The sequence below is a fragment of the Psychrobacter sp. AOP7-A1-24 genome (assembly GCF_052376235.1).
Taxonomy (GTDB): domain Bacteria; phylum Pseudomonadota; class Gammaproteobacteria; order Pseudomonadales; family Moraxellaceae; genus Psychrobacter.
The window spans coordinates 78,805-96,704 of the sequence record NZ_JBQSVM010000002.1 but is presented as its reverse complement, the minus strand read 5'-3'; the positions used below and the strand labels follow the sequence as shown (position 1 = coordinate 96,704).

Here is a 17,900-nt window from a genome sequence, read left to right as displayed (position 1 = left end):
TGGACACGCTATAGTGATTAACATATTTATTTGGGAGAGTGTTATGAGTGTAGAGTTCTTAAAAAAAGTACGCAGCTCAGTAGTTTTAACAAGTTTGTTGGCGGGCGCCCTAACGGTTAGTGCCTGTCAAGAGCAACCAGAGCCAGAAGCAGGTATGGAAGGCGTCAATACAGAAGAGTCTGTTCCAATGTCAGCGGAGCCTGCTGAACCTAATGATGTCGTCGTCGATACCGAAGACGCTTCGCTTAATGAGGTAGAAGGTGATACGACCGCTTCAGTAAACAGCGGCGTCATGCAGATGTCATATCTATGTACACCTGAACTGAAAGTTGAGGCGACTTATAAAGAAGATACCAACCAAGTTGTTGTCGCAACTGATATGGGCACAGTCACGTTGAATCAGACCAATGAAGGTAGTAATCCTGAAGCGTTTGAAGTAGCAACCGCAATTGATGGTGGTCAAGGCTTCACACAATGGCGCGTAGGGCACGAAGATCGTAAAACTGGCGTTATGCGTACCGCCGGTGCAGATGAGTCAAATGTTAATACATTCGAGTGTAATGAAGCTTCATAACTGGTCTAATTGGCAAATAGTAAGAATAAAAAAAGCAACGCTAAGCTAGCGTTGCTTTTTTATTTTTCAGAATAGTCTTTATCAATATAAGCTTGTAGTGACTAAGCTATAAGCGCTTATTTCAACTCAGTCTTATCAGAGCCATGAGCTAGTAGACCTTCTTCCACTACGTCTAATTCTTCATGCTTGAGCTCCATTTGAATACTATCGGTATGTATATGGGTGCTTTTGTTTATTTCGATATCTTGAATGGCATAAGTGTCTTTGGTAATAGTGGCTACCTGACGTGATAGTACGATCTCTATAGGTTCATCGCCCACTTCTATTTGTTTACCGTTAATAGTAACCACAGCTTTGCTATCAAGCGATGGCTCTACATGGCGTAGAATATCTTTTTCATCATAGTTGCCAGATAGCAAGTCTTGACTCTCCGCATCGTGATAGTCGGTGCGTACAGTAATATACTCTTCTATCAAATCGATAGGTACATCGATGGTTTTAGTACGAGCATGTTTGGTAACAGTAACTTTACCAACATCCAAACGCTCTTTGTTAATAACAGGTCGTTCTTCTAATAATTCAAGATGACCAACGTTGACGGTATTCTTAATATCGCCTGCTACCTTTCTTCCTTCTACGCTACTATCACCTATATGATCTAAATTATCTCTGTATAAGCTACCATTATTATCAGTAATTTTATTGTCGTCAGTAGACATAAGTATTTCCTTATTATATAGGTATCATGGATTGTAAGCTTTCAAAGCTATCTGTATGGTTTAAGATACTAAATATAGTGACCGTTTATCAGTATGAATCATGCAACAGAATGCATTCAGTCACGTTAAAAAATACCGATCAATAAAAAAGACCAGAGAAAGTCTCCAGTCTTTTTTGTTAGATAGCAGTATTTCACTGTCTCTTACCTAGTACGTCATCAAGTTACGTTGCTTCATAGATTACATACCACGAGCATGTCGTACGTCGTCGGCTGTAATACCATCACGATCTACCAAATTGCCTTCACGATCTACCACGTTACCATCGTTATCTACATCTAGCTCTTCACGCTGAATGGTTTCAACCAAAGTTTCGGTGTGATGTTCAGTTGTTTTACCAACGCTCACTTCTTCAGCGACATAGGTATCTTTATTCACACGAGCACGTTCAGCTTCTAGCTCTACTTCAACAGTTTCGTTATCGCCTAAATCACCGATACGGCGCTCTGTCGGACGATCTACAGTTGTACGCTGAATATTGGCATGTTCTTCTTCTAGGTCTACATTAACGTTACGCTCTTCAGTAACCACATGTTTGCCTACTTTTACCAAACCAGCAACAATACGGTCTTTATTTACAGTAAGTCGCTCTTCTAGTAACTCTAACGTGTTTGGCGCTTCATATGCGTTGTCTGTGATATCCATACGCTCTTCAACTGGTAAAGCATCTGCAGTAAAAGCTTGTTGATCCTTTTCGTACTGCTCTTTATAGCTGTACTGGTAATCATGATCGTATACATCCATAGCTTCTACTTGTGTTTTGGTTAAGCTATCAAAGAATACATCGTCTCCTACAATACGTGCTAGACCAGCTGGTACCAACACTTCTTTTGAACTAAACCAACCACCAGCATCGACGATTAAATAACGGATACGACCAGTAGTGTCTTCTACTAATGCACCCTCGATTTTACCGATTTTTTCTTCATTGATACCATAGGCTGTTTTGTGTGTTGGATCATAATAATCATCACCAATGAGTTCTTGGTGAGTTGCTTGAATGTCTTTTAAACGGATTAGTTGACTCATTATTGTATTCCTTATTCGCGAGTTTATTTTTTATAATTTAATAGTTAATGTTGTTATTAATTATTTGCAAAATAATATGTACTACAGTTAACGGTGAACCAAGTAAATAGTTTCCCTATCAACTTGTAGCTATCCTAACATCGTGATTTTTGATGAGATATAGGAGCAAGGTAGCAAAGTGTGCACTTGCCGTAATGGCATGTAAGAGGCTGTAAACGGCATAACAGAATCAAGGGTGCAAATTAACGTCAGCTTACAAAGTGAAATATTTTCTATATATTTCAAGTAGATAAACATAAAAAACCGCTTGGTCTGATACCAAGCGGTTTTAGAAAGTCTTCAATTAAATTATTTAGACGAATTGTAGTCTGTTGACGGGATGCCTGTCTAAGCCTGCGCTATCAAAGCAGTTCGATAGCTACTGCCACCGCTTCACCGCCGCCAATACATAGTGTGGCAATACCTTTTTTACCGCCAGTACGCTTTAGAGAGTTGATAAGCGTAATAAGGATACGAGCACCTGAACAGCCTACTGGATGACCAAGCGCACAGGCACCACCTTCGATATTGACTTTAGCATGGTCAATTTTCAGCTCGTCCATTGCAGCCATAGTAACCATCGCAAAGGCTTCATTGATTTCCCATAGGTCTACGTCTTCTACTGACCAACCAGCACCTGCTAATACTTTTTCAATGGCACCGATTGGGGCAATGGTGAATTCGCTCGGATGACGAGAGTTTGAGGCAGTAGCGACGATGCGAGCTTGGTAATCAAGACCTTCAGCTTTTGCTTGTGACTCTTTCATAACCACAACGGCTGCAGCACCGTCTGAGATTGAGCTAGCGTTTGCGGCGGTAATGGTACCGTCTTTAGCAAATGCTGGGCGCAGCGTAGGAATACGGTCAGCGTTCGCAAGGGCAGGCTGCTCATCGGTATCGACAGTTTGCTCACCTTTACGAGTTTTAAACGTGACAGGTTCGATTTCATCTTTGAAATGGTTGTCTTTGATAGCAGTCAAAGCACGGTTTAGCGATTCAATAGCAAACTCATCCATCTGCTCACGTGTATAGCCTTTTTCATCTGCCATTTCTTGAGCGAACATGCCCATAAGCTTACCAGTGTCGGCATCTTCTAGACCGTCCAAGAACATATGGTCTTTAACTTCTTTGTGGCCCATACGGTAGCCGCCACGTGATCCTGGCATAATGTATGGTGCATTGGTCATTGATTCCATACCACCTGCAACAGCGACGTTGAAGCTGCCCGCTTTGATACCATCATGCGCTTGCATGACTGCTTTTAGGCCTGAGCCACAAAGCTTATTGATTGTAACAGCACCAGTTGCATCCGGTAGACCTGCTTTACGCATAGCTTGACGCGCTGGGCCTTGACCCAGACCTGCAGTCAAGATACAACCCATAATGACTTCATCAATGTTGTCAGCACTAACACCTGAGCGTTCAACAGCCGCTTTGATAGCAGCGCCGCCCAGCTCGGTAGCACTCATGTCTTTTAGTGCGCCTTGGAAGCCACCCATTGGTGTACGTGCGCCGTTTAAAATTACAATTGCATCATTTGACATCGTTATTATTCCCTGTTGTGTTTTTTGATTAAGTATCTACCCAAGAAATCAGATGCCAATTGGCTAGCTTCTGTTTATATTATAAGCATCTGTCTTCTTCAGTGTTTGGTTTATGCTAGCTCATCTAATCGTATGCGTACCACTTTATCAGTAATGGTTTCTAATTTTTCAATTTTTTCGATAGCAAGATTCATCTGACTCTCGACCACAGGTAGCGTCAGAATAATCACAGGTACCTGACCTACTTTATGTGCAGGCTTTTGTAAGATGGCATCGATATTGATACCAGCATCACTTAGGATACGAGTAATATCTGCCAGTACACCTGGGCTATCATAAGCATGCACCCGCAAATAATATCCAGTCACCATCTGATCAGCACGTAATATAGGTGTGTCTGATAGCTGTTCAGGAATAAATGCTAAATGCGGAACATGATGACCATGGTTATTTTGATCGCTGTTACTCTGATCGTTGCTGTCTTTGCTACCGAGCACACGAATCAAATCCATGACATCAGCCATCACTGCAGAGGCTGTCGCACCGGCACCGGCACCATCGCCGCAATAGAGCGTTTGCCCAAGTGGGTGTGAGTTGACCAGTACGGCATTTTTCACGCCGTTGACGTTAGCCAATAGTGCGTCTTGTGGAATAAGTGTTGGGTGTACCCGTAATTCAACACCTGCGTCACCAGCTTTTTCACTATCGCGGCGTACGGCAAACCCTAAATGTTTGATACGGTAGCCAAGCTCTTCAGCGTAGTTTACATCTTGTAGGGTAATACCAGTGATACCTTCACAGTAGACTTTATCAAACTGTAGCGGAATACCAAAGGCGATAGAGGCGAGTAGTGCCAATTTATGAGCAGCATCGATACCTTCAACATCGAAAGTAGGATCTGCTTCTGCATAGCCTAACTCTTGTGCTTCGCTTAATACATCAGCAAAAGGACGACCCTTGTCACGCATTTCTGTCATGATAAAGTTGCCAGTACCATTAATGATGCCAGCGAGCCAGTCGATTTTGTTGGCAGCAAGTGCTTCACGCATCACTTTGATGATTGGAATGCCACCTGCTACCGCTGCTTCATAAGCAACATGCACATTGTTTTCTTCAGCGAAGGCAAAAATCTCATTACCGTGTTCAGCGAGTAGAGCCTTGTTTGCCGTGACTACATGTTTGCCGTTTTTAATGGCCTGCATAATGACGTCTTTGGCTAAGGTAGTCCCACCAATCACTTCGATAACAATATCGACGTTGTCGCTTGCGGCAATTGCCATCAGATCGCTGTTTTGCATGATATTGGTATCAATATCATCACGCTGACGACGCGTACCAACTTCGGTAATAATAATGTCGCGTCCGCTACGGCGTTTTAGCTCATTTAAATTGTCATTGATCAGATTGATCACGCCCGTTCCGACGGTGCCCAGACCAAGTATCGCTAGTTTGATGGAATTACTCACAGTATCCTCAAGAGGTTAAATACAATAAAGTAAGTATAAGCAATGACAGTATCAAATGAGTCTGCAACAACAAACATAGCGTTTGTATGCATTGTCTAGTCCTGTTTGCTTATTTACTTCATCATAGTTGAATAAAAAAAGCTCAAATAAAAAGGTGTTACTCATTTTGCATCGTGCTTTATCGTATCATACCGACAAGGCGTTGTGACGTCTACAAATGTCATAAAGGCCATGTCATAAATATCAATGTTATAAAGACGACGTTATCAAGGTTATATCAGCTTACGATTATACAAAAGTGTTAGCTTCAATCTTGTTTGGCATATGCATATGTCATTTATGCTTTGTGGCTCATATTAGTCACTTTAATATGAGCCACTGATATTAATAACTCAAGTTATTAGTTAGCGCCTACGGCTTGTGCCAATTCTGCTGCAGGTAGATAGCCACCTACTTGCTGTCCTGTTTCGGTAAACACAGCAGGGGTGCCGCGCACACCAAGTCTTGACCCTAAAGCCATATGCTCTTGGACAGGATTGGCACAGCTAGGGGCTTGAACATTGGCACCGACTTTTGCTTGATCCATCGCCGCTTTACGATCCTGACTACACCAAATAGCTTCCATCTTTGGTACAGACTGTTGACTGCGTGGCCAAGCTAAATAACGAACTTCGATACCACGCGCATTGATATCATCCATTTCTGAATGTAGTTTGCGACAGTAGCCACAGTCTGCATCGGTAAAGGCGTAAATGACGGCTTTGGTTTCACCTTGAGCTGGATAAATTACCATGTCTTTTTTATCGACAGCTTTTAGTGCTTCTTGTGCGGTCGTAGCAGTTAAGGCGGCACTGATATCGACTGGAGCGGCATCACCCACAGCGATAATCTGACCTTGAATAATATGCTTACCCGCTTTATCAGTAAAGAAAGGAGGTAGGCCTTCAGCAGTCACCCAATAAATGTCATCCATATCTGTCGGTACCGCTGAAACGATAGTTTCCTCAATACCAGAGCTTTTTAGATTCGCCTGTAAAGCTTGTACCACAGTAGCATCGTTACCAGCTGAGGGCTTAGTAGTAGTGGCTTTTGTCTGTGCAGCGTTTACAACACTGGTATTGCTGGTTGCGTCAGCGGCATTGTTTGAGCAGCCAGCAGCGATACCAACCAGCAGAGCACTCATCATAAAACGAGATAGAACGGTACGAGAAAGAGGATTACGCAAGGTGGTATTTTTGATAGTGGGGAACGGCATACGGGTTTCCTATAGGCGTCTCGCCTAATCATGAGTTCGTTATAAAAAGCGCTGTGAACTTTTCTATATAGTAATGTGTCTTGGTACTGCTTTAAAGGTTTAACATTAAAGAAGTTTTTACAACTTATTGATAATAAAAGATAGGCAGTAACAGCCTTCATATTACCATATTTGTGCTAAATAGTAGCGAAGGGAAGGCAGCCAAGAAGTATAAGCCAGGCCAACTTTAAAGAATAGCTATCAGCATAAATTTAAAAAATAAGATACATTTGTGCTATTTAACATAGTTGCTTGAACTTGTAGTCTAAAGCTAATCGCATTATTTTTATAAAAATTATATAAAATGCTTTTTGCGAACCATCTGAGAACGACTCACTTTAACAAATTTGCTTTAAGGAGCACGCATGGCAGGTGCCAGTTTATTAACCTTACTCGATGACATCAGTATCTTAATGGATGATGTAGGCGTCATGACCAAAGTCGCCGCCAAAAAAACCGCAGGCTTAGTTGGTGATGATTTGGCACTTAATGCAGAGCAGGTTACAGGGGTTAAACCAAGTCGCGAACTTGCTGTCATTTGGGCGGTTGCCAAAGGCTCGGCCGTGAATAAGGTGATTTTAGTACCAGCGGCGCTCTTGATCAGCTATTTTATTCCGTGGTTGATTACCCCGCTGTTGATGCTCGGAGGACTGTATCTGAGTTATGAAGGGGCCGAAAAGGTCATTCACAAATTTTGGCCGAAGTTATTGCCTCACGATGAAGAGCAAAATGCCCGCCTAAAGGCCAACGCGGATGATGATATAGACTTAGTTGCCTTTGAAAAAGACAAAATCAAAGGCGCGATACGTACTGATTTTATTTTATCAGCTGAGATTATTGTTATTTCCTTAGGCGCGGTCACAGCTGCTGGTGGCGATATTGTCCAAAAAGGTATCGTGCTCTCGATTGTAGCTGCTGTGGTAACAGTCGGTATTTACGGCCTGGTTGCAGGCATTGTCAAAATTGATGATGCAGGTCTACATTTGATTGAGAATTCTCAGTCAGGTGATAGCAAGCGCAAGTTTGGTGAGTTTATGCTTGCAGCTGCACCAAAGCTTATGAAGTTCTTATCGATAGCGGGTACGATTGCGATGTTCCTAGTTGGCGGCGGTATTATCGTTCATGGCATTGGCTTTTTGCATCATAGCGTAGAAGACATTGCTCATCTTACTGGTGTGTTTGAAGGATTGACCGCGTCATTATTGAATGGGCTAGTCGGACTGATTGTTGGTGCTATTGTAGTGGCCATTATTACAACCATTGGCAAAATGCGTGGTAGTGATTCTACTGCGCACTAAGTCAGGATAAAAGCGCCAAAAAGTATAGGCGTCAACAATAGACTGGTTAGCGTATCATTGCATCGTCAGTTACCTATCACTATCAAGTCAATAATATAAAAAGCCCCGATACTTACAAGTATCGGGGCTTTGTCTTTTGTATTCTTACATTTTTTATATTATGGCTTTTTAGCTATCGTCGCTGGTATCATCAGTTTCCGATTTTTCTACTTGTGTCGGTTTTTTATGATCTGACTTAGGCTTACGACTGCGCGCTTTTGGTACTTTTGGCGTAGTCAGATTAAACATACCAGTCTGTGGTAGTAATTGCTCAGCCACATTTTCGATCATGTTTTTATAGCTGGCGATGGTCGTCTTAGACTTAGCTGCCTGACTGTCATCTTTGTCCGCTTCTGTAGTAGTGCCTTCTACTGCTGAGTCAGTCATTTGCTCAGTTTCTGCTGCTATGTTTTCTGCATCCTTAGCTTCTGACTGAGCACGCTCGATTTCTAGCAATTGCTCACTATCAGAACTGATATCATCAGTTTGAGCCTGATTCGCAAGGGCAGTCGCTTCAACGTCATGCGCATCTACTGCGCTATCAGCTTGCTCCACGTCACTTACCTGTGCTGCAGGTACGCTTAATACAGCTGATTCCTGATAATCAGGGTGCTGACCGCGTGGATCGTTGCTGGCACGCTTAGTAATAGCGCGTGGCTCAACGTCTGTCTTTCCCTGTACTGCTGCGAATTGACTGACGGCTTGTGTCATCACTTCAAAGCGTGTGAGGTAATCGGCAGCCAATGGTTGATAGCCATAGTTGCTAAAGTCGAAGATCTGGCTAGTAGTATCAGAACTATTATCAGCGTTCTGAACTTGCTCATTATGCAACGCAATGGTCGCGATAAAGCAATTGATAACGCCTTCTTCTGCTAAGCGAGCTTGCGCTTCTGGTAGCGTTGCACGAATGAACTCGCCAACCGTACCACGTATTGCTGGCACACTGGTAGCAGCTGGTTTGTTCACTTGAGCGGATTGCTGACCAAGTACTGCGCGTGGATCATTACTCGCTTGCCCAAATTTCTCAGCAGTCACGTAACGTGCACCAAACAATGCTTCATGTGTCAGCTCAAGTGCTGAGTTACTCACATTACTTGCGTTCGCGCTATCACTATCAGACTGAGTTTTTTCAGTTTCACTACTCTTACTTACATCGTTAGCAGTCTTAGTTTTCTGCTGTTTTGAAGTCTCTGTAGTTTCTGCTACATCAGCAGCTACTGACGTGGGCGTTTCTGCCTGTTTTTCTGTATTACTTGTAGAAGTCGACTGTGCTTCTACAGCTATAGCCGCTTCTTTAGCTTCAGCAGCCTGCTCATGCTTAGGTGCATCCTTTTGCACTTTAGCTTGTTCGGTAGATTTATGCTTATCATCATTTGCCTGACTAGCATGGGTTTCTACCGTGCTCTTGTCGTTGTCAACTTTACTATCAGCGTTCTGAGCACTGGTTGTTTGCTTATCAGTATTCTGCCCATGGCTACTGCGCTTATCAGAACGCTCATCTTTTACCACGTTGTTTGTCGCGCTTTGCTTCTCACTAGATTGAGTCTTAGCCTGCGCGGACTTGCTATCGTCTAAAGATAGGTGAACCACTTCAGAAGCTTTTAGCTCAGTTGGTGCTTCATTAACTTGTAGCACAACTTCGTTAGGGTCTTGGTTACGGCGTGCGCTAGATTGATTTTTACTATTGGTAGTATCGTTATTTCTAGCATTCTGCTGCTTGCTGTGTTTGACGTTGTCAGCCGTTAGTGTCTCACCGCGCTCTAGTTTACCGCGTGAGCCACGTTGGCTATGCGATTTACGCTTAGAACGGGTTTGCTCACTTGCTGTAGAGCTGTTTTCATCATCAGTATCATTACGCTCGCTTGCATTACGATTACTGTTTTGACGGTTATTACGATTACGCTCGTTTGTACGTCTACTATCGTTTTGGCGCTTGTCTTGCTGTTTTTGGTCTTGAGTATCAGACGGTTTGTTATCAGCATTTTCTGAGCTACTGTTTGCGTTACTAGTCGTGTCGTCAGTTGCTTCTTTTCTCTGACGTGGTTTAGAAGATCTAGATTTACGCGGCTTACGTCTTCTTCTATCTTCATTGCTGTTGTCATCAGTATCGCTGTCATTGCGACGTGCTTGCTGACGATTAGCGTTGTTATCTGACTGTTGGTTGTCGTTTCTCTGGCTGTTGTTTTGTTGAGTTGACTGCTCACGGTTTGAATCAGTGTTATTCAATGCATTGCTATCAACTTGACCAAAAGAGCCTAAACTTTGCGCACCAGTATTTACGATGGCTTCGATGGCTTCAGCAGCATCTCGGCTAGTAACACTAGGTGTTGTAGTCGCTTGCGGTGCCTGGGCAAATAAATTTGATAACCATGCAACGGCTTTCGGTTGAGCAGTAGCTTCGATACTCTGTGTCTGCGATGCTACTGGTGCAGCAACACTAGCGGTTTTACTGGCTTGCGGTGCATGCGCAGGCGAAACGTCGTTGGCGTTTTTATGATTACGACGGTCATTGCTATGATTTACTGTATCGTTTTTCGTTTGCGCAGCTGCATTCTGTTGTGTGTTTGAGCGGCTATGCTTATTATTACCATTTGCTGTTTTACGAGGCTGACGAGTAGGTTGCTGCTCTGGACGCTCTTTTTCAGCAGTTTGCCAGTCAACGTTGTAGCCAAGGTCACTATGCTCTTGTTGCTGAGTATCCGTGATACGCTCATAGCTCGATGGAGCAAAGCCATCACGGTTGAAGTGCAGTTTGAAGTTTGGGGATTCTAAATGTGCGTGTGGCAAAATCGTGATGCGCGTGCCACTGTCTTGCTCAAGATAAACCAAGCTGTCGCGTTTTTCATTTAATAAGAATGCGGCGATGTCAGTTGGCACTTCAGCTTGGACTTCACCTTGGCGCTCTTTAAGAGCGATTTGCTCAATTTGACGCATGATAGATAGCGACAATGAACGCAGGTCACGAATCATACCATTGCCATGACAACGTGGGCAGATATAACCAGTTGACTCTTCTAAAGAAGGACGTAGACGCTGACGGCTCATTTCCATTAGACCAAATTTAGAAATATCACCAAACTGGACACGTGCACGGTCATATTTGGTCGCGTCGATTAGACGTTTTTCTACTTCTTTTTGGTGCTTGTTATCATTCATGTCAATGAAATCAATAACAATCAAACCACCCATATCACGCAAACGTAGTTGACGAGCAATCTCATCGGCTGCTTCTAAGTTGGTATGGTAAGCGGTCTCAGCAACATCTGAACCTTTAGTTGACTTAGCTGAGTTGATATCGATAGAAACCAACGCTTCCGTTTGGTCAATAACGATCGAGCCACCTGATGGCAGACGAACTTCGCGCTGATAAGCGGTTTCGATTTGTTTTTCGATATTAAAACGCGAAAACATCGGCTCATAATCAGTATATTTGCGTAGCTTTTCAGCTTGTTTTGGCATTACTGCATCAATAAAGCCAGCCGCTTCTATATAAGCATTTTCGTTATCAATCCAAATCTCAGCGATATCATCACGCAGATAATCACGAACCGCACGTGTGACAACGCCAGCTTCTTGGTGAACCAAGCGCGGTGATGGGTATTTTTGGTTTTGTTCTTGGATAGCTTGCCAGATATTAAGCAAATGGTTCAAGTCGTGCTGCAAGTCTTCTTGGGTTTTGCCAATACCAGCAGTACGAATGATGACACTCATGCCTTTTGGCAGATCCAGATTGCCCAGCATACGTTTCATGTCTTCACGTAGCTTGCCTGAGATTTGACGTGAGATACCACCGCCGCGAGGATTGTTTGGCATCAATACTAGATAGCGACCAGCTAACGATACATACGTTGATAGGGCAGCACCTTTGTTGCCACGCTCCTCCTTTTCAACTTGAACAATTAGCTCGTCGCCTTCTTTGATCAGTTTTTTGATGTTCTCATCACGTGGATTGCCGCTTAGGTATTCGGCAGAGATTTCACGAATTGGCAAGAAACCTTGGCGCTGTGAGCCATATTCTACGAACACAGCTTCAAGCGATGGCTCGACACGAGTCACATGACCTTTATAGATGTTAGATTTTTTTTGCTCGCGAGTACGGTTTTCTAGGTCGAAATCGTACAAATGATTGCCTTTACATAAGGCGACACGAATCTCTTCGTTTTGAGTTGCGTTGATTAAAATGCGTTTCATATTTGTATCCTATGAGTACGCATGACAACAATAAGACAGTCTTTAAGACATAGTGGCAAGTGTGGCTAATATTGTGATTAGCATGTGTAGATGTTTATTAACGATAGAACGTAAATCGTGGGTTTCATAAAGCACAGGGGCTTTTTCAATGGCTTCTTTTTTACCTGAAGTAATGAGCAGTGCTCACGTTAATATCAGTAATATAGGGCGTAAGGCTATGGTACGTATATCTTATCATCAGTAAACTTGGTACATATATGATTGGGTCAGCAAGTCAAAGCGCTCTTGTTCTCAGTACGTTCTATTGGTAGTGATTTCAGCGCACGTTGTAGGCGTGAGCGAGGGTCATTTACAGTTCTAAAAAATACTGATATTAAAAAGGCATGGTGCTGTTGCCATTCATCCATCAAAGTCTAACAATAATATCGCGGTCATGATTGCTACTATATAGTGGCGTCATTCAGCGGTTGTTTATTCAGGCGAAGCAATTGGTTACTCTTTGTTTATCGTTCTTTGTATAACGTCAATAATATCTTAGGTATCTCAAGGTTAGGTGTCGCAGCTTTTGTTATCAGCGGGGCGTACTTGGCAAACAGAGTAATGGACCAGCTTATCAGCGTGGCATCGTATTTACATTGTTATCGTCATCTGTTTGACCACCGATACTTAGGCAGCTATCGAGTTACTTTTCGATTCTAACGCTAAACTACCCATACTTGCTCAACTATACTGGCATAAAGAACCATCAGATAAATAGTCATTAAATAATGATTGGTTATCGAGTACGGTCGTTGTCATGCAATTTGTGAGTCAATGTGGTGTTGTAATCGGTTAATGAGCTGATTTATTGTCAGAGTTATTAACACGATGGTATTTAGTGTCATTATTTATTTTATGGTACCGAATAACATTCAGTACAGTATTTTTAATTTACAGGGCTATATTTGGTAAGTAGTACCTCTAAGTAAATAATGTGCCCTAAAATCAGATGAAACGTATCATGTCAGCAGAATAGATAGTGTTAACCTCTTTGCTAGCAAGTAGTAGTAAAACGGTGGTCAACTATTTGTAACAACAATGATTATTGCTGTCGCATCTGCTTAATTGTCGCTCAACATGCTAAACTATAGCAAATCTTTGTGTAAATACCTAACTAAAAATGACAAACTCAAAAATGACTGACGACGCTCCTACCCATGAAGCCCCTGCTATTTTCAATAGCAAAACACGCCCGCAAAGCGCCGATGATGAGATTAGCAACTTCGGTAAGGTGAACTACCTTGAAGTAACGCGCCATCAACACGATCAGCGTTTGGATAATTTTTTGTTAAATCGCTTAAAAGGTTTGCCAAAATCACATATCTACAAAATGATTCGCTCAGATGAAATACGCGTCAATAATAAGCGCTGCAAGGCACACGATAGAGTGCAGCGTGAAGACGTGGTACGTATTGCCCCTGTAGAGCTAGCAACGCGCGAAAAACCAATTATTAGTACCGAGTTTGCTAAGAGCTTACTGGCTCGTGTGGTCTATGAAGATGACGGTTTGCTAGTGTTAAATAAGCCGTCTGGCATCGCTGTACATGGTGGCAGTGGTTTAGACTTTGGGGTTATCGAAGCAATGCGTGAAGTGACAGGTAAAAAATACCTAGAGCTGATTCATCGTATCGATAAAGATACATCAGGTCTGCTGATGATTTCCAAAAAACGCTCAACGCTTAAAGTGTTGCAGCAATATTTGGTAGATAAGACCATTCAAAAGCACTATCTATGTCTTGCCAAAGGGCAACCAGCGCTTAATGAGCAACGTATCAATGCGCCATTGCTACGTTATACGCTTGCTAGCGGTGAGCGCCGAGTCAAAGTCGACGTCCAAGACGAACAAGCAAAAGAAAGCCAAACTGATATTGTAATCCATGATCGTTTTACGATTAATGGTCAGCCAGTAAGCTTAATTGAAGCCAAGCCATTAACGGGTCGTACTCATCAAATCCGTGTGCATTTGGCACATATTGGTCATGCCATCCTAGGTGATGATAAATATAACGTTCATGATAAATCAGGCGTCCATCGTCTATGTCTACACGCATGGCGCTTAGATATTCCAGGCTACGAGACTATTACTGCACCATTACCAGACGACATGGCAGATTGGCTACCAGAAACAACGAAGTTACCTGAGTAGCTGTTAAAAATAAGCTCTCAAGCCAAACTATTTTATACACTCCTAAACGTCACGAACTCTTATTTTTACGAATAAGCCGCCGTGACGTTTTAGTATCTGCTATTTATTATTCATTTTAGTATCTGCTATTTATTATTCATTAAGGTAAATTCATGATTAAACCAACGACAACTTCAGAGCGCATTATAGAGGCTCAACCATCAACAGAACATCGTTTGTCAGATAAGACATTGATTATTTTTGATTGGGACGGCACGCTAATGGATTCAATTGGTTTAATCGTTGAATCTATGCATGTGGCTGGGGAGGCACACGGGTTTGAGACGACTGATAAAGCCGTAAAAGATATCATTGGTCTGAGCTTAATGAACGGAATTAAGATTTTATATCCTCAGGCAAACGATGTGCAGTTGATTGCCATTCAGCAAACCTATGCAGAGCACTATATTGCCAATAGTCATAGCACGCCACTTTTTGAACCGATAGAGCGTATGTTACAAACTTTGCAACAGCAGGGTAAAACGCTCGCCGTAGCAACTGGTAAAAAAAGAAAAGGGTTGGATCGTGTATTAGATGCTTCAGATAGCCATGATTATTTTGCGATTACGCGTTGTGCTGATGAGTCAGGATCAAAACCTGATCCTCAGATGTTGACTGATATCTTGGACTATACGCAGCAGCAGATTGCTGACGCCGTGTTTATTGGCGACAGTATCTATGATATTCAGATGGCAACAGCATTAGGTATGACTAGTATAGCGGTAGACTATGGTACGGCAACAAGTGCAGAGCTTGCTGCGCAAAATCCAACCATTCATGTTGAGACTCCGCAAGCGCTAGTTGACTTGTTATGCAGGTAGCGCTATTTTTATGATCCTCATTGTTTTATTAGCATACCGATAATAATGGGTTAAAAAAACAGACAACAAAAAAGGGTTTATCGTAATAGCGATAAACCCTTTTGATTAGAGAGTTTAGTAATTATTTGCTCTCTTTTTCGCCGCTCTCTTTCTCAATAGCCTCTTCTAACTCAGCGCCTTCTAGCAACGCAAAAGATGACTCAACGATTTTGTCTGCATCAAGTTTATACTCATACCAGCGGCCCATTATCCCAGCCAACTCCTCGAGACCTTCTTTTTTGAGGGCCGAAAATAACTGAATGGTACAATTTAAGCCCAGTTTTTTCAGACGTTTACGAGTCTCAAGTAGGGCGTTTTTGGAAGCACCGTATTTTAGCTTATCTGCTTTGGTCAGTAGGATATGTACTGGTAGCTCACCATCTTTTGCCCAGTGTAGCATCTGCTCATCAAAAAACTTAAGCGGATGACGAATATCTGTCATCAGTACCAGACCTGCAAGGCTTGAGCGTGATACCAAGTATTCTTCTAGCTCAACTTGCCATTCTTTTTTCATCTCTAGCGGGACAGCTGCATAGCCGTAACCAGGCAAATCGACCAAACGTCTGTCAGTATCACCGATACTAAAAAAGTTAATCATCTGCGTGCGTCCAGGTGTTTTAGACGAGCGAGCCAATTGACGCTGATTGGTTAAGGCGTTGATGGCTGATGATTTGCCGGCGTTTGAGCGCCCTGCAAAAGCGACTTCCAATCCCATGTCAGGTGGACAGAGACGAAAAGTAGGTGCTGACATCATAAACTCAGTTTGCTGAATTTTCTGACGAGATTTGGTATTGAACAAGGCATGTTCAGCGGCGACATCGTTAAACGGGGTACTCATAAATGGCTCATTAATCTTAAAAAATTGGATGCGATTATAAAATTTTAGTCAGCTGATGATTCAAGTCATCGGTGTGATCAAGTAATTAGTAAAGCAATAGGTAAAATAAAGCAAAAGGCTGTTTTTCATTGATACAGTTATGTGCAAGTCATAAAAGTAGCTATTTAATATTACTGGCTATTCTATACTATTCCGTGTCTTACTTATTGAAATAACTGCGATTAGCATCATATAAATAGTAGGATAACATTAAAGTTGGTCAGTCATTAAGACAAGTTCTCAGCTTTAATGAGGCCATATCCAAATTCTCTATGTTTACATGACATATATTGTTACAATGTTCAATGAAAGACGTTTAACAGAACGATTGATGAGACACGTGAAATATCACGAGGAGGTGCTCTATGTTTTCAATCAATAAACTTCTTAGCACGAGTTATCGCGCTATAACGGCTAGCAGTGCTGCATTATTACTCAGTGGCATTATGATTAGCAGCGCAGGTGCGGCGGATATCGCCACTACCTATGATAACTCATGTGCAGTCTGTCACGATAGTGGAGCGCTAAATGCCATAAAAAAAGGTGATAGTGCCAAATGGCAACAGCTGATTGAACAAAAAAGCATGCCGATGCTCATCAAGTCTGTCAAAGGTGGTATGCCGCAAATGCCAGCAGGTGGACTTTGCGACAATTGTAGTGATGACGACTATCGCCAACTTATCGAGTATATGAGCAAATAATTAGCTTATAAAAATATAAAGTAAAGCGCTGGGTTAACAACCTATCTGCGCTTTTTATTTTTGCGTCATATTGTGTATTGTGTTGCCAGAAAACTGATGGATACTATGATTAAGTAGGCAAATGATACAAAGTCTTGCTATAATAATCGAAAATAAACCCTGATGTTAGTAAGTACTTTCAGACTGCTTGTGTCCAAGACCTTAAAATATATGCTACTCTCATAATTAAAGAGGCGGCTATATCAGGTATCTTACCCGTGCAATCACTCTAAATAATGCTTACGCCGAGCTAGTAGGATTTGTATCAATGAAAAAGTTAATCGCTGCTGCCAGCTTATGCGTTGCAAGTTTCAGCGTACAAGCTGCTATTATTGTTCCTGAATATGACGTCAATGCAGGTCAAAAAATTGCAGAAACCGTTTGTGCTGCTTGTCATGGTCTTAATGGCGTTAGTGTTGTTCCTGCACAGCCAAACCTTGGCGGCCAAAATGTGAAGTACCTGTATAAACAGCTAGTCAACTTTAAAGCAGGTTATCGCAAAAACGGTATTATGCAGTCACAAGTTGCTAACCTATCTCAGCAAGACCTAGCTGACGTAGCAGGTTATTATGCTACTCAAGCGCCTTGGGGTGTTGGCTATGGTAATCCTGTAACCAACCAAGAAGCGACTAAGCTATTCTTGGGCGGTGATAAGTCGCGCGGCGTTATTGGCTGTGCAGGCTGTCATGGTCCAGATGCTGCAGGTAACACTTGGGCTGCATTTCCAAAGTTAGGCGGTCAGCATGCTGAGTATATTTCAACTCAGCTAAAACTATTCCGTGCCGCTGGACGTGTTGATGATATCGATAGCGATGATCAAAAACGAGTTAATGACGCAGCTAAAGAGGGCGAGATGGGTATGATGCAAACGGTTGCATCAAAACTGTCAGATCGTGACATTCGTATCCTGTCAGACTATGTAAGCGCTATTCACTAATTGAGTCGT

Annotated in this window: 13 protein-coding genes; 6 read left to right on the top strand and 7 right to left on the bottom strand. The window is 42.4% G+C overall.

Features of this window, described 5'->3' with window-relative positions:
- Nucleotides 1–43 precede the first annotated feature (43 nt).
- Nucleotides 44–574, top strand: a complete 531-nt coding sequence (locus ACT3QQ_RS01445) for a hypothetical protein (RefSeq protein WP_444526619.1) — start codon at nucleotides 44–46, stop codon at nucleotides 572–574.
- 116 nt (nucleotides 575–690) lie between these two features.
- On the opposite strand, the gene ACT3QQ_RS01440 is transcribed toward ACT3QQ_RS01445, so the two are convergent.
- The 5 genes from ACT3QQ_RS01440 to ACT3QQ_RS01420 form a co-directional block, all read right to left on the bottom strand.
- A complete protein-coding gene (locus ACT3QQ_RS01440; RefSeq protein ID WP_444526618.1) occupies nucleotides 691–1,293 on the bottom strand; it encodes a YsnF/AvaK domain-containing protein in 603 nt (200 codons plus the stop codon).
- Nucleotides 1,294–1,533: 240 nt separating this feature from the next.
- Nucleotides 1,534–2,382, bottom strand: coding sequence for a DUF2382 domain-containing protein (locus tag ACT3QQ_RS01435; RefSeq protein WP_444521029.1), 849 nt, complete (start codon nucleotides 2,380–2,382; stop codon nucleotides 1,534–1,536).
- A gap of 401 nt (nucleotides 2,383–2,783) precedes the next feature.
- Nucleotides 2,784–3,965, bottom strand: coding sequence for a thiolase family protein (locus tag ACT3QQ_RS01430; RefSeq protein ID WP_444526617.1), 1,182 nt, complete (start codon nucleotides 3,963–3,965; stop codon nucleotides 2,784–2,786).
- Nucleotides 3,966–4,075: 110 nt separating this feature from the next.
- Nucleotides 4,076–5,431 (bottom strand): homoserine dehydrogenase, encoded by a 1,356-nt coding sequence (locus ACT3QQ_RS01425; RefSeq protein ID WP_444526616.1) that lies wholly within the window; start codon nucleotides 5,429–5,431, stop codon nucleotides 4,076–4,078.
- Nucleotides 5,432–5,831: 400 nt separating this feature from the next.
- Entirely contained in the window at nucleotides 5,832–6,686 is an 855-nt protein-coding gene (locus tag ACT3QQ_RS01420; protein WP_444526615.1) for a DsbC family protein, read from the bottom strand.
- 404 nt (nucleotides 6,687–7,090) lie between these two features.
- On the opposite strand from ACT3QQ_RS01420, the gene ACT3QQ_RS01415 reads away from it, so the two are divergent.
- Nucleotides 7,091–8,023, top strand: a complete 933-nt coding sequence (locus tag ACT3QQ_RS01415) for a DUF808 domain-containing protein (RefSeq protein WP_444521025.1) — start codon at nucleotides 7,091–7,093, stop codon at nucleotides 8,021–8,023.
- Between the two features lie 168 nt (nucleotides 8,024–8,191).
- Here ACT3QQ_RS01415 and ACT3QQ_RS01410 read toward each other — a convergent pair whose 3' ends face one another.
- Nucleotides 8,192–12,253 (bottom strand): Rne/Rng family ribonuclease, encoded by a 4,062-nt coding sequence (locus tag ACT3QQ_RS01410; RefSeq protein WP_444526614.1) that lies wholly within the window; start codon nucleotides 12,251–12,253, stop codon nucleotides 8,192–8,194.
- A gap of 1,174 nt (nucleotides 12,254–13,427) precedes the next feature.
- Between ACT3QQ_RS01410 and ACT3QQ_RS01405 the strand changes: the two genes are divergently transcribed.
- Together ACT3QQ_RS01405 and ACT3QQ_RS01400 are read left to right on the top strand one after the other, a co-directional pair.
- Nucleotides 13,428–14,438, top strand: coding sequence for an RluA family pseudouridine synthase (locus tag ACT3QQ_RS01405; protein WP_444526613.1), 1,011 nt, complete (start codon nucleotides 13,428–13,430; stop codon nucleotides 14,436–14,438).
- A 152-nt stretch (nucleotides 14,439–14,590) separates the two neighbouring features.
- Nucleotides 14,591–15,298, top strand: a complete 708-nt coding sequence (locus ACT3QQ_RS01400; RefSeq protein ID WP_444526612.1) for an HAD-IA family hydrolase — start codon at nucleotides 14,591–14,593, stop codon at nucleotides 15,296–15,298.
- Between the two features lie 121 nt (nucleotides 15,299–15,419).
- Here ACT3QQ_RS01400 and yihA read toward each other — a convergent pair whose 3' ends face one another.
- On the bottom strand, nucleotides 15,420–16,175 hold the full coding sequence (gene yihA / locus ACT3QQ_RS01395) for a ribosome biogenesis GTP-binding protein YihA/YsxC (RefSeq protein WP_444526611.1): 756 nt from the start codon (nucleotides 16,173–16,175) through the stop codon (nucleotides 15,420–15,422).
- Between the two features lie 404 nt (nucleotides 16,176–16,579).
- Here yihA and ACT3QQ_RS01390 point away from each other — a divergent pair, with 404 nt between their 5' ends.
- Nucleotides 16,580–16,915, top strand: coding sequence for a c-type cytochrome (locus ACT3QQ_RS01390; protein WP_444526610.1), 336 nt, complete (start codon nucleotides 16,580–16,582; stop codon nucleotides 16,913–16,915).
- A gap of 307 nt (nucleotides 16,916–17,222) precedes the next feature.
- Nucleotides 17,223–17,891 carry a c-type cytochrome gene (locus ACT3QQ_RS01385; protein WP_444526609.1) on the top strand — a complete coding sequence of 223 codons (669 nt, stop codon included), beginning with the start codon at nucleotides 17,223–17,225 and terminating at the stop codon, nucleotides 17,889–17,891.
- Nucleotides 17,892–17,900 lie beyond the last annotated feature (9 nt).

Coding starts and splice junctions, on each gene's coding strand:
- ACT3QQ_RS01400 (WP_444526612.1), top strand. CDS start 14,591: ATGATTAAACCAACGACAACTTCAGAGCGCATTATAGAGGCTCAACCA.
- yihA (WP_444526611.1), bottom strand. CDS start 16,175: ATGAGTACCCCGTTTAACGATGTCGCCGCTGAACATGCCTTGTTCAAT.
- ACT3QQ_RS01405 (WP_444526613.1), top strand. CDS start 13,428: ATGACTGACGACGCTCCTACCCATGAAGCCCCTGCTATTTTCAATAGC.
- ACT3QQ_RS01440 (WP_444526618.1), bottom strand. CDS start 1,293: ATGTCTACTGACGACAATAAAATTACTGATAATAATGGTAGCTTATAC.
- ACT3QQ_RS01410 (WP_444526614.1), bottom strand. CDS start 12,253: ATGAAACGCATTTTAATCAACGCAACTCAAAACGAAGAGATTCGTGTC.
- ACT3QQ_RS01435 (WP_444521029.1), bottom strand. CDS start 2,382: ATGAGTCAACTAATCCGTTTAAAAGACATTCAAGCAACTCACCAAGAA.
- ACT3QQ_RS01445 (WP_444526619.1), top strand. CDS start 44: ATGAGTGTAGAGTTCTTAAAAAAAGTACGCAGCTCAGTAGTTTTAACA.
- ACT3QQ_RS01390 (WP_444526610.1), top strand. CDS start 16,580: ATGTTTTCAATCAATAAACTTCTTAGCACGAGTTATCGCGCTATAACG.
- ACT3QQ_RS01415 (WP_444521025.1), top strand. CDS start 7,091: ATGGCAGGTGCCAGTTTATTAACCTTACTCGATGACATCAGTATCTTA.
- ACT3QQ_RS01420 (WP_444526615.1), bottom strand. CDS start 6,686: ATGCCGTTCCCCACTATCAAAAATACCACCTTGCGTAATCCTCTTTCT.
- ACT3QQ_RS01430 (WP_444526617.1), bottom strand. CDS start 3,965: ATGTCAAATGATGCAATTGTAATTTTAAACGGCGCACGTACACCAATG.
- ACT3QQ_RS01385 (WP_444526609.1), top strand. CDS start 17,223: ATGAAAAAGTTAATCGCTGCTGCCAGCTTATGCGTTGCAAGTTTCAGC.